This is a genomic window from endosymbiont of Lamellibrachia barhami (assembly GCF_011947365.2).
Lineage (GTDB): Bacteria > Pseudomonadota > Gammaproteobacteria > Chromatiales > Chromatiaceae > QGON01.
This window is the reverse complement of the sequence record NZ_JAAVSH020000001.1, coordinates 75,018-88,418: the sequence shown is the minus strand read 5'-3', so window position 1 is coordinate 88,418 and position 13,401 is coordinate 75,018. Positions and strand designations below refer to the sequence as shown.

The following is a 13,401-nucleotide window of genomic DNA, read 5'->3' as shown; positions in this document are numbered from 1 at the left end:
CAGCTCGACCTGCAGTGGGTACGGCGTCTGCAGGCGATCACCGAAATTGCCCAGAGGGCGGTGCTTGTCCTCGCCACCCTGTTGGGACTGGCGGTGTTGCTGATCATCGGCAACACGATACGTCTGGAGATCCAGAACCGGCACGCCGAAATCGAAATCACCAAACTGATCGGCGCCACCAACGGCTTCATCCGCCGTCCCTTCCTCTACACCGGCCTCTGGTACGGACTCTTCGGCGGCATCATCGCCTGGCTGCTGGTTGCCATCTCCATCCTGCTCATCAGCGGCCCGGTGGCGCAACTGGCGATGCTCTACCAGAGCGCCTTCGACCTCTCCTCTCTTGACATCACCACCACCCTGCTACTGCTTAGCGGCAGCGCAGGACTGGGCCTGTTAGGCTCCTGGATTGCGGTAGGGCGGCATTTGAGTGAGATTGAGCCAAGTTAGAGTGAATGTCAGTGATCATTAAAAGGGACAGATTTATTTTTTGGTAAAATCGTAAAAAAATAAATCTGTCCCTTTTTCCATCCAGCATCATAGAACGCAAGCAAGGAGAGCAATCGCTAATCCTGACCAGGGATAGTCAGAAGTTTCCTAAAGTTTCTCCCCACCCGGTCGAAACAAGCTTCAGGGCCGAAGGTCCCAACAGGCGCAAGGCGTCTTCCGGGGCCTTAGTCTCGATGCAACCCAGAGCTTGTTGCTGTTCCGCATGCGGGCGCACCGCCCGCCAGCGGTCTTGAACGCTATACGCCGCTCCATTGCGGCGTCTTGCTGAAGCCAGTCACGGCCGGTTTCTCTAACGCCCAGATCCTGCGTTAGATTTTTTGCGCCACTGCGCCCAGAGTCTGCCTGTGACAAGGAGATCGATGTCTGCGGTGACTCCATGGGCAGAGCATGTTGCAGCAAAGGCTTCGCCCGAGAAATCGAACTCTAGGGAGCAACGGTCATGGAAAGCAATACCGAGCACGGTGGCCCTTTTCTTACCCAGGTAGAACTGGACGAATGGGCTTGGCGTTATGCCACAATCAAGACCGAATCAAACGAGACACAGGAGCAGTGGTTGCTGTTCGGCAGCGAGGGCGGCTTCCTAGTCGAACATCCAGACAGTGTCAATATCAAAGAGGATAGAACCAGCAAAATACCTGGATCGACGTTATTTTCCAAAACATTCAATGTGAATATTCCAGCTAGATTGGGAACAGTCAGCGCAAAGCGCGTATTGGGGAATATTCAAATTAGAGTTGAGGAAACCATGATGACAACTCACCTGTCCAGAAGTCCGGTTCATGAAACGGGCGCGGTATCACCCCTACCCTGTGGTCTGTCCTTCTTTGGCAGATATGCCAGGCACTCCCTTCTGAGCCTGGCCCTGGCAGTGGCTGCTCCAGCCCAGGCGGACACGGACCTGCTTCAGTTTGCTTTGGAAGATCTGATGTCCATGAAGGTCACCTCTGCTGCCAAGAAACCCCAGAGCCTTTTTGAAACCACAGCAGCTGTGTTTGTGATCACCCAAGACGATATCCGCCGTTCCGGTGCGGTCGCCTTGCCCGACCTGTTGCGCATGGTGCCGGGAATGAACGTGGCCCGCATCGACGCCAACAAGTGGGCGGTGTCGGCACGCGGTTTCAATGATCTGTTCTCGAACAAGTTGCTGGTCATGCTGGACGGCCGCAGTGTCTATACGCCTCTGTTCTCCGGCGTCTATTGGGACACCCATGACATCATTTTGCAGGACATCGAGCGTATCGAAGTGATCCGTGGCCCCGGCGGGACCCTGTGGGGAGCCAATGCCGTCAACGGCGTCATCAACATCATCACCAAGAATGCCCACGATACCGTTGGAAATCTCGCCACGGCGACGCTAGCCACCCAGGAGAGCGGGAGTATCGCTTACCGGTATGGCGGCGAAAACGAAGCCGGGTGGTCTTACAGGGTATTTGGCAAGGCCCGGGAGCAGGGCGAGGGACCGGACGGCGCGGATGACTGGCGAATCGGGCGTATTGGCTTTCGCGCCGATCGGGAGGCGTGCGACGAGTGCGCCTACACCCTGTCGGGAGAGATATACCAGGGCACCATGGGCGAGCGGTTCGATCCGGCCCAGCTGAGGGATCCCTATTTCCATCCCCTGGCCTATAACGCCAAGGTTTCGGGCGGACATCTCCTCGCCCATTGGGAGCGTGGACTCGGCGATGGAGGTCATCTCGAGGCCCAGACCTATTTCGATCACGCCGAGCGCAATCATTTTTACATCGAGGATTCGCGCAGCAACTTCGATCTGGATGTCCATTACCGTTTCCCGTTCGGCGAACAGCATGAAATCCACCTGGGTGGCGGATGGCGCTATACCACAGACGACACCAGCCAAAGCCTATGGTATCTGGGACCCGGATCGCGTTCGGACCAGCTGTGGAGCGCCTTCATCCAGGACGAGATCACCATCGATCCCGGCGTGTTCAGCATCACTATCGGTTCCAAGTTCGAGCACAACGACTATACCGGTTTCGAATTCCAGCCCAGCGCCCGTTTCCTGTGGACCCCGGGCAGTGAGCACAGCGTGTGGGGCAGTGCGTCGCGTGCCGTGCGCACGCCATCGCGGATCGAGCACGACGGTAATATATTGCGCACGCCCCTGCCGCCCCCCGATCTGTACCTCAGTATCGAAGGGGACCGCCGGATGGAGTCAGAGATCCTGTACGCCTATGAGCTGGGCTACCGGTTCCAGCCGCGTACCGATTTCCTCCTCGATCTCGCCCTCTTCTACAACGACTACGACAAGTTGCGTTCCCTCGAACCTGGTGAGCTCCATGCCTCCCCCTCGCACCTGGAGCCCCACTTACAATTTCCGTTGGTGTTGGACAACAAATTGTCGGGTGAAACCTACGGACTGGAGCTCGCGGCCAGGTGGAAGCCCCTTCGGTGGTGGGAGTTCCAGCTTGCCTACAGCTACCTGAACATGCACCTGAGTGCGACCCCTGACAGCGGCGATACCACCGAAGTCGGGGATGAAAACGACAGTCCCAAACACCAGGTCTTCCTGCGCTCCAATATGCAACTGTCGCACGACTGGGAATTGACCACCGACCTGCGTTACGCCGGCGAAACCATGCGCGAGTACGGAAAAATCCTGGACGGAGGCGAGGAGTATCTCAACCTGGACTTGCGCCTGGGCTGGCAAGCAAGTCCCGGGCTGGAGTTGGCCCTGGGCGGGCGCAATCTTCTGGGCTCGCAGAAGGAGTTCCGCTCTTCCACGGTGGAGATTCAGGCGACCGAGGCCGAACCCACCTATTACGGGGAGCTCGTATGGCGTTTTTGACCACAAGGACCTCCTTCGGTTTTCGACCAAAGGGTAAAACGCCGTTCCAAGACAAGGCTGCAGCAAGATGCCCTGGAGTGCCGTGCACCTTTTACGGGCAGGTCGAATTCAGCTCTTGACGATGAGCCGCTCCATGACCTACATGCCTTCGCGCCGGTTCTGGCAACGGCTATGCATCCTTTTGTTGGTTATCTCCTGGAGTGCCCCGGCATGGTCGGAAAAAATACCCGAATACCGGATGAAGGCCGCTTTTCTGTATAACTTCGCCACCTTTACGGAATGGCCTTCCAACGGGCACGACACCTTCAGTTTTTGCATTTACGGAGAGGATCCTTTCGGCGATCACCTGGATCTGGTAAAGGGAAAATTAATCGGCGATCGGCCTATCACCGTGCGACAGGCCAAAAACTCGGACGCCCTGAACGACTGCCAGCTCGTTTTCATTTCCCGGTCAGCCAAACGAAAGCTGCAACAGGTGCACGATGCAGTGAAGGGCAAACCCGTGCTCACGGTGTCCGACATTCCGGATGCGGTGCACAAAGGGGTGATCCTGAACATGGACATGCGCAAGGGCAGGGTGACATTTGAAATCAACCTGAGCGCTGCCCGCGGCAACGGCTTGAATCTCAACTCCAAGCTGTTGCGCCTGGCCAAGGAGGTCATCCAGTGAATCAGCGCCGGCCAATGCGACAAGGCACCGAGCTGAACCGGCGCCTGCAGCGTATCAATCAACGGGTCCTGGTCACCTCCCTGACATTGGTGCTCGGGATCTTCATTGCCACGAACTTCGTCATCAATCTGGTCAATCTGATCGATGCCAGCCGCTCCCAGGCCCAGGTACTGGCCGACCAGGTCAACGCCGCCCTGCTGTTCGGCGACGACCAAACGGCCAAGGAACTGCTCCAGAGTCTGTGGCATACGTCGGATGTGCGGCTGGCGGCCATCTACGACAAGGAGGGGCAGCTGTTTGTCCGATATGAATCCGAAGGATATGGTGACAGCACATCGCATCTGGAGACGAACCATGAACACTTGGTTCTTCATATCGATCATATTGCACTGTCCACGCCTGTTACGCATAAAGGACAGACGCTGGGTAGTGTGCATTTCGATATCCATCTCTCGTCCCTGTATGGGCAGCTGCTTTGGCTGATCCTGATCACGCTCGCCGCGGCCGCGCTGGCGGTGTTTATCGGCAGGCACCTACTGGAACAGCTGAGTGCATCCGTGCTGCAGCCCCTGTCGGATTTGACCGGCGTGATGAACAAGGTGTCGCAACAGGCCGATTATGGCGGCCGTGCGCAGCGCAGCAACATCGTCGAGCTGGATATCCTGTCCGATGGCTTCAACAGTATGCTGGAGCAGATCCAGGTGCGCGACGAGAAACTGGCGGCCCATCGCGAAAACCTCGAGGAAGAGATCGAGGCACGGACATCGCAACTGGAGGTGGCAAAGAACGAGGCCGAGGCCGCCAGCCAGGCCAAGAGCGAGTTCCTGGCCAATATGAGCCACGAGATCCGCACGCCCATGAATGCCATCATCGGCATGTCGCACTTGGCACTGCAGACCGGGCTCGATAATAGGCAGCGCAACTATGTCGGCAAGGTGCACCACTCCGCCGAGGGGCTGCTCGGCATCATCAACGACATCCTCGACTTCTCCAAGATCGAGGCCGGCAAGCTGGACATGGAGGTGACCGAGTTCAGACTCGAGGACGTGATGGACAACCTCGCCAACCTAGTGGGTCTCAAGGCCGAGGAGAAGGGCGTCGAGTTGATATTCCGTGTAGAGCGAAGCGTGCCGACGGCACTCATGGGGGACCCACTGCGTCTTGGCCAGATCCTCAGCAACCTGGGCAACAATGCGGTGAAGTTCACAGAAGCCCATGGCGAGATCCTTGTGTCCGCAGCCTTGGAGGAGGAAGGTGACGGGAAAGCCCTGCTGCATTTTTCGGTACGTGACACCGGTATCGGCATGACCCCAGAGCAGCAGAGCAAACTGTTTCAGGCCTTCAGCCAGGCCGATACCTCGACCACCCGCAAGTACGGCGGCACCGGCCTCGGGCTGGCCATCTCCAATCGCCTGGTCGGAATGATGCAGGGCGAGATCTGGGTGGAAAGTGAATACGGGGCCGGCAGCACCTTCCACTTCACCGTCCGTCTCGGCGTGCGGGAGCAGCAACCCGGCCGCTGCCCCCTATTTTCATCCGATATGGGCACCCTGCGGGTGTTGTTGGTGGACGACAACGCCACCTCACGGGATGTCTTGTCGGAGATGCTGGTGAGTTTCGGCTTCCGGGTCGATCAGGCCAATGCCTGTTATTCGGCTATCGAAATGCTGGAGCAGTCCGACGAGCACCCCCCCTACGACCTGATACTGATGGACTGGCAGATGCCGGAGATGGACGGTATCGAGGGCATCCGGGCCATTCAGGCCGATCCCAGGCTCAACCATACGCCAACGATTATCATGGTCACCACTTACGGCCACGCCGAGGCACATAAGGCGGCCGAGGACGTTCAGCTGGCCGGGTTTCTGACCAAACCGGTGAACCCATCCCACCTTCTGGAGACCATCGCAGGCGCCATGGGCTGTGGAGAGATCGGAAAAAAACGTCACAAGACCCAGCACGAAGAAGCCACCGATGCCATCAGCAAACTACGAGGGGCGAAGCTGCTGCTGGTGGAGGACAACGAGATCAACCAGGAGGTGGCGCTGGGGTTGCTGACCAGCAGCGGGATCACCGTGGAGCTGGCCACCAACGGCCTGGAGGCCTTGGAGATATTGGAAAAGGAAACCTTCGACGGGGTTCTGATGGATTGCCAGATGCCAATCATGGACGGCTACACGGCCAGCCGAGAAATCCGCAAGCAGGAACACCTCACCGAGCTGCCCGTGCTCGCCATGACCGCCAATGCCATGGCAGGCGACCGGGGAAAAGTCCTGGCGGCTGGCATGAACGATCACATCGCCAAGCCGATCAACGTCAACACCTTGTTCACAACCCTTGCGCAATGGATCACACCGAGCAATCCCCTGGGCGACGAAGAGCTGCCGGTGCCAGAGCAATCCCCAGAAGGGGCAGAAGAGCTACCGGACCTGCCTGGAATCGATACCGCCGAAGCCCTTGAACGTCTAGGCGGTAATAAGACGACTTACTGCAGAATACTCAGGAACTACCGCGACAGGAACATCGACCTGGTGGATCGCATCGCAGCGGATATCCGCAATGAAGAGCTGAGCGAAGCCGCGCACCAAGCCCACTCCCTCAAGGGTAGTAGCGGCAACATCGGCGCGAAACAGGTCCATCAATATGCCTCCACAGTAGAGCAGTTGTGTCGAAGCGAACAGCCTGCCCAGGCGCTGGAGGAGCTTGAAAACCTACATACCAGCATGGAACAGGTAATCGAGGGACTGATGCAGTTGGAAGAACCCGCGAAAGAGTCGCCCTCCATTCAGGGCGATGCCGGTGTCGGTCTCAAAGAACTGCGTAGTTCGCTGGAGCAGCTGGAAGAGTATCTGGATGTCGACCTGAGAAAGGCCGAGAACCACCTGAAGGAGATACAGCAAAAGGTGGTCGGTAGTGAATTCAGTCTTTCCCTTGCCGAGATAGAGGAGGCATTGAATGCTTTCGATATCGATGCCGCAAAAACCGTGATAGGACGCATTGGACAGTAGATTTTTAGTGGAAACAATACTCTAAACACAGAGATGAAACGTGTCCTGGTAGTGGACGATTCAGCGGATGACATCCATTTTGTGATAGATACTTTTCTGCAGGAGTATGCCGTGCTGGCTGCGACCGACCGACTGAAAAGAAATAATTCCTTCTTTTGGGAATACGGATAATCATGAATAAAATCCAACTATTACTGCGAATCGCCATCATCATCTTCCTTGTCGAAGGCATGATCATGCTGGGCCTGTCCGTATTGGGTCCAATGTCATCCCCAGGCCTGGAAGCGCTCATCGATGCGGTCGTTTTGATCATGATAGTCACACCCATCATGAATTATTGGGTGATCAATCCCTATATCAAGGCACGTAACCATGTCGAACGGGAACTGGCACGGATTGGCCGGAAAAACGAACAGCTTTTGAATACGGCTGGTGAAGGAATCTTCGGGGTGGATATAGAGGGGCGTACGACCTTTATCAATTCCACCGCTGCGAAGATGATTGGCCACAAACCCGAGGACCTGATCGGCCGGGCACAGCATGATACCTTTCACCATACCAGGCAGGATAGCAGCCCTTATCCTGTCGAGGAGTGTCCCATCTGCGCCACATACCGGGACGGGAAAGTCCACAGCATGGACGACGAGGTCTTCTGGAGGAAAGACGGCACAGGTTTTCCTGTGGAATTGATGAGTACGCCAATCCGGGAAGATAGTAAAACCGTAGGAGCCGTGGTCACCTTTAAGGATATTACTAAGCGCAAACAGATGGAGGAGGAGCTTATTCATCATCGGAATCATTTAGAGGAGCTGGTCAATGAGCAAACTGAAGATCTGACTGCATTGAAACAAAATGCAGAAGATTCACGTCAGATCCTTCAGTTGATTCTAGACACTATACCTGTACGGGTATTCTGGAAGGATATAGATTTGAATTATCTTGGGTGCAATAAGCTCTTTGCCCAAGATGCTGGTTACAAGGATTCTGATGAGCTGATCGGACTGAGCGATTTTGAAATGGGATGGAGGGACCAGGCAGCGTTTTACCGGGCCGATGACTAAAGGGTGATGGAAAAAGGCGAGCCAAAAATTGCTTATGAAGAACCACAGACCACACCCGAAGGCAGCACTATATGGTTACAGACCAGTAAAATACCGTTACACGATATAGATGGGCGTATCATTGGGGTGCTTGGAACCTACGAAGATATAACCATCCGCAAGCAGGCAGAAGAGCAACTAAGACTCGCCAAAGATACAGCGCAAAAAGCCAACGAGGCCAAGAGCACATTTTTAGCCAACATGAGCCATGAGATACGCACCCCGATGAATGCCATCATCGGTATGTCGCATCTGGCTCTCCAGACCAATCTCGATAATATACAGCGTAACTTTATTGAGAAGGCACATCACTCTGCCGAGAGCCTGCTTGGGATTCTCAATGACATTCTAGACTTCTCCAAGATCGAGGCCGGCAAACTGAATATGGAGCAGACAGACTTTCAGGTGCAGACAGTGCTGGAGAGTCTTGCCAATCTGGTCGGTTTCAAGGCAGAGGAAAAGGGCGTGAACCTGACGTTTGAGGTTGCAGAGGAAGTGCCCCTGGCACTCATTGGCGATCCCCTGCGTCTTGGGCAGGTACTCAGCAACCTCGTCAATAACGCCTTGAAATTCACCAATAAGGATGGAGAAATTGTGTTGTCTGTCGCGTTGGAACAGGCAATGGATCGACAAGCACTCCTGCATTTTTCCGTACGTGACACCGGTATCGGCATAACGCCCGAGCAGCAGCAGAAGCTGTTTCAGGTCTTCAGTCAAGCAGACGCCTCTAGCACCCGTAAATATGGCGGTACTGGTTTGGGACTGGTTATCTCCAACAGGCTGGTGGAGATGATGCAGGGTAAAATCTGGGTGGAGAGCAAGGATGGCGTCGGCAGCACCTTCCACTTTACAGCCTTGCTTGGAGTACAGCAGGAGCAGCCGGAGCAAAGCCTGCCTGTCCACACCGATATGGCATATTGGGAAAACAGCCAGAACCTGCCGAAGTTCAACGGAGATGAGACTCCCGAACGGGCGACCGCCAAACTGCGTGGCGCCAAAATGCTGCTGGTTGAGGACAACGAGATCAACCAGGATGTGGCCATGGAACTGCTGGTCGCACGCGGTATCAGCGTACAGTGGGCTATCAATGGCCAGGAAGCCTTGGATATGCTCGAACAGGAATCCTATGACGGGGTGCTTATGGATTGTCAGATGCCAGTGATGGATGGCTACACGGCCACCCGTAAAATCCGTGAACAGAAGAAGTTTGAGACGCTGCCGATTCTCGCCATGACAGCTAATGCGATGGAGGGAGACCGGGAGAAGGTATTGGCAGCTGGCATGAACGACCACATCGCCAAACCGATCGATGTAAGAAACCTGTTTTGTACCATGGCGAAGTGGATCACGCCGAGCAATCCCCTGCCCGAAGAGGCCCTGTCCATTGAAACAGCTGCCGAATCAGCGGTGTTCCCTGATCTGCCAGGTATCGACTCCGAAGTCCCATTGGAACGCCTGGGTGGAAATGTTGCCACCTATCGCAGGATATTGGAGAAATTTCGTAACAATAACCGCCATGTGATCGACCAGATTAGGGCCGATATCCAGGCGGACAGGCTGGCTGACGCGGCATTTACCACGCATTCCCTCAAGGGCAGCAGCGGCAATATCGGTGCAAAACAGGTCCATCAATATGCCGCCTCAGTAGAACAACACTGCCGCAACGAGCAACCTGCCCAGGCGTTGGAAACGCTGGAAAATCTGCGCACCAGTCTGCAGCAAGTGATCGACGGCCTGGCTCAGTTGGATGAACCCACAGACGAGTCGGCTCCAATTGAAAGCAATACCGACATTGATCTCGATGGGCTACAAAACTTACTGCAACAGCTTGAAGGGCATCTGGATACCGACTTGAGACAGGCAGGGATCTTGCTGAAAGAGATCCAGCAAAAAGCAACGAATACAGAATTCAGCCCGTCTTTGAGCGAGATAGAGCAAGCATTGAATGGGTTCGATATCGATGCAGCTAAAACAATTTTAGGACGTATCATCAGGCTATAAACACCTGCATCTATGATCGACAACCTACTATTTAGAATATTATTACAAGGAATTAATATCATGGATCTTCAGAAGACTGCAGTATTTCTTATCGGCTATCAGAACGATTATTTTGCTAAAGACGGTATCCTGCGAGGTATGATCGAAGAACCCGGACGAGCCTCTACCGTTCTGGCAAACACCATTGCCCTGATCAAACAGCTTCGACCAACACCGGTTCACCTGATAGCGACACCTATCGTTTTCACGCCCAACTATTCAGAACTGGTCGAACCAATGGGAATCCTCAAGGCGATCAAGGATGTGCAAGCGTTCAAAAAGGGTACCAAAGGGGCAGAAAACGTCCCTGAACTACTGGAGTTCAAAGAGCGAATAATCGAGGTTCCGGGGAAAAGGGGGCTCAATGCCTTTTCGAACACAAGGTTGAACGACATACTCCGGGAAAAAGAGGTCACCGATGTCGTGCTGGCGGGTGCGGTCACATCGATATGCATAGATTCTACGGGCCGGGCCGCTTTCGAGAACGGGTATTCGATGCACATCCTCAGCGATTGCACGGCTGGGCGCACCCCTGTCGAGCAGTCGTTCTACTGTGAGACGATCTTTCCGCTCTATGCTGAGGTGATCGATAGCACGACTTTGCTTGTACGCGGCGGAGTCATCAATGGCTGACGCGTATGATCGGCGACCTGACCAATCCGAGTTGGAGTTACAGGTCCGGCACCATCTCATGGAAGAACTTTCGCGTTCTGAGAGCCGGTATCGAACGCTGGTCGAACACCTGCACGAGATTGTTTTCCAAGCCGACGGGCAATTCTGCTTCACGTTTCTCAACCAAGCCTGGAGCACAGTGACAGGCGGCACTGTGACTGAAGCCACTGGCCAGCCAATCATCAACTTTATTACCGAATCGAGCCGGGAAACCTGGAAAGAATTTATCAAGGAGCACCGGAAAGGCGCACTGAAGGGCTGCATTCCGGAATTGTGTCTGCGCCACACCGATGGTGGACATCGTTGGGTGACGTATTACATCGAAAGGGATAATTTGGAAAGCGACTGGATAGGCTCGATGCACGACATCAGCGAGCGCAAGCAGGCTGAAAAACTACAGCTTGCCAAAGAGCAAGCGGAGGACTCCAACCGGGCGAAATCAAATTTTCTCGCCACCATGAGTCATGAAATCCGTACCCCCATGAATGGTGTGTTGGGGATACTGCATCTACTTGAAAAGACCACTCTGGACGAGCGGCAGCAACGCTACGTCAATACGGCAGCCAACTCCAGCGAACTGCTACTCAGCATTATCAACGACATCCTGGATTTCTCAAAACTGGAATCCCACAAGCTGGAACTGGAATCAATAGCCTTTAACCCTATTTCCCTGATAGAGGAAACGGCTGTGCTGTTGGCCAACAGCGCCCACCAAAAAGGCTTGGAACTGATCTGCTCAATAGCACCTGAGGTTCCGTGTCTGATTAAAGGGGATCCCACGCGCTTGCGACAAGTCCTGACCAATCTTGCCAATAACGCCATAAAATTCACCGAAGCCGGCTATGTGACTCTCTACTCCTCCTATATCGATGACCGACTTTACTTCGGTGTTGTTGATACCGGCATTGGCCTGACGGATGAACAGCAGAAAAAGATTTTTCAAGCGTTCAGTCAGGCAGACGATTCTCATACCCGCAAATATGGTGGCACTGGCCTGGGACTTGCGATCAGCCAGCATCTGGTGGAGGCCATGAAAGGCTCTCTTGAGGTGACCAGTGCGCCGGGGATTGGCTCGAATTTCTACTTTGACCTTCCGCTCGAGCGACTGTCTGAAGAACCGCGCCATCTAGTGGCCCCTGCATCATTATCCAGTAAACGCATTCTGATTGCAGATGATCATGTAGCTGCACAGGCTGCGATCGAGCGCATGCTCAAGAGCTGGGGTGTGGCGCAGATCGGCCTGGCCAGCGATGGAGATGATTGTCTGGCTCAACTCCAGGCTGCAGCAGCCAGCCACCAAGACTATGACATTATCTTTATGGATATGGATTTACCCGGCATGGTGGGGGCCGAGTTGGTGCAGGCCATCCACTTCCAAGCCGGACTGTATGAACTGCGTATCGTAGCATTGCGTACCCTGGATCAAAGCGAAGAGCCGGTGCCGGGGGTGGATGCCTGGATAAACAAACCGATCAGCCAGTCAGACCTTTTTGACACCCTGCTGGATCTCTACGGAGAATCGATTGACACTCATGGTTCAGATCATGTCAAAGACGCCCAGGACTGGTGGTTTGGCGGCAGCAAACTCTTGTTGGCGGAGGACAACCCCGTCAACCAGGAGGTAGCGACCGAGATGCTGACCAGCGCCGGCTTCAGCGTTGATATCCGGAAAAATGGCGCGGAGGCGGTCGCCGCCGTGCAAGAGAATACCTACGATGCGGTGCTGATGGATATTCAAATGCCGATAATGGATGGCCTTACGGCAACCCGGAATATCCGCGCACTTGGCAATGATTATGCCGATCTACCGATCCTTGCCATGACGGCGCACGCACTGGCCGGTGATCATGAAAAGAGCCTCGAAGCGGGAATGAACGGGCACATCACCAAACCCATCATTCCCAACGACATGTTCAGTGAACTTGCCGAATGGGTTGCTCAGAGCGAAAAACCTGAGCAAATCGACCAGGGGCAAGAGCAGATAGAGAGTGAGCCACTACCAGAACTGCCAGGCATAGACACGGCGGATGCCCTTGAGCGTATTGGTGGCAATCAGCGCGCTTACCGAAGAATACTCGGGAACTACCGCGACAGAAACCTGGACGTGGTAGAACGTATCACAGCGAATATCCGCAATGAGGCGTTGACCGAAGCCGCACATACAGCTCACTCCCTCAAAGGCAGCAGTGGCAACATCGGCGCCAGGCAGGTCCATCAACATGCCGCCTCCGTCGAACAACACTGCCGCAACGAACAACCTGGCCAAGCGCTGGAAGAGCTGAATAATCTACATGTCAGCTTGCAACAAGTAATCGACGGACTGGCTCAACTGGATGAACCCACAGACGAGTCGGCTCCAATTGAAAGCAACGCCGATATTGATCCCGACAAGCTACAGAACTTACTGCAACAGCTCGAAGGGTATCTGGATACCGACTTGAGACAAGCAGGGGCCATGCTGAAAGAGATCCAGCAGAAAGCGAAAGGCACAGAATTCAGCCACTTTTTGACCGAGATAGAGCAAGCATTGAATGAATTTGACATCGATACTTCTAAAACCATTATTGGACGCATTTTGAAAAAGGCGTAAAGGGAAGA

9 protein-coding genes are annotated in these 13,401 nt (G+C 54.6%); all 9 read left to right on the top strand.

Annotation, left to right across the window (positions count from 1 at the left end; translation table 11 throughout):
• Positions 1-447 (top strand): cell division protein FtsX (locus G9Q73_RS00370; protein WP_369408795.1); only part of this gene is annotated, 447 nt, incomplete at its 5' end.
• 499 nt (positions 448-946) lie between these two features.
• Positions 947-3,313: a TonB-dependent receptor plug domain-containing protein gene (locus tag G9Q73_RS00365; RefSeq protein WP_177417980.1), complete on the top strand. Its 2,367-nt coding sequence runs from the start codon at positions 947-949 to the stop codon at positions 3,311-3,313.
• A 133-nt stretch (positions 3,314-3,446) separates the two neighbouring features.
• Positions 3,447-3,983: a TOL_0243 family YfiR-like periplasmic protein gene (locus tag G9Q73_RS00360; protein ID WP_246344885.1), complete on the top strand. Its 537-nt coding sequence runs from the start codon at positions 3,447-3,449 to the stop codon at positions 3,981-3,983.
• Positions 3,984-3,997: 14 nt separating this feature from the next.
• The gene (locus G9Q73_RS00355) at positions 3,998-6,991 is read left to right on the top strand and encodes a response regulator (protein ID WP_177417979.1); all 2,994 of its coding nucleotides are present in this window, start codon (positions 3,998-4,000) and stop codon (positions 6,989-6,991) included.
• A gap of 33 nt (positions 6,992-7,024) precedes the next feature.
• Positions 7,025-7,162, top strand: coding sequence for a hypothetical protein (locus G9Q73_RS00350; RefSeq protein ID WP_178941443.1), 138 nt, complete (start codon positions 7,025-7,027; stop codon positions 7,160-7,162).
• A 2-nt stretch (positions 7,163-7,164) separates the two neighbouring features.
• Positions 7,165-8,052 (top strand): PAS domain-containing protein, encoded by an 888-nt coding sequence (locus G9Q73_RS00345; RefSeq protein ID WP_177417978.1) that lies wholly within the window; start codon positions 7,165-7,167, stop codon positions 8,050-8,052.
• Between the two features lie 6 nt (positions 8,053-8,058).
• On the top strand, positions 8,059-10,092 hold the full coding sequence (locus G9Q73_RS00340; RefSeq protein WP_177417977.1) for an ATP-binding protein: 2,034 nt from the start codon (positions 8,059-8,061) through the stop codon (positions 10,090-10,092).
• Between the two features lie 60 nt (positions 10,093-10,152).
• Positions 10,153-10,764: a cysteine hydrolase family protein gene (locus G9Q73_RS00335; RefSeq protein ID WP_177417976.1), complete on the top strand. Its 612-nt coding sequence runs from the start codon at positions 10,153-10,155 to the stop codon at positions 10,762-10,764.
• On the top strand, positions 10,757-13,393 hold the full coding sequence (locus G9Q73_RS00330; RefSeq protein WP_177417975.1) for a PAS domain-containing hybrid sensor histidine kinase/response regulator: 2,637 nt from the start codon (positions 10,757-10,759) through the stop codon (positions 13,391-13,393). Before G9Q73_RS00335 ends, G9Q73_RS00330 begins: the two co-directional genes overlap by 8 nt.
• Positions 13,394-13,401: the final 8 nt, after the last annotated feature.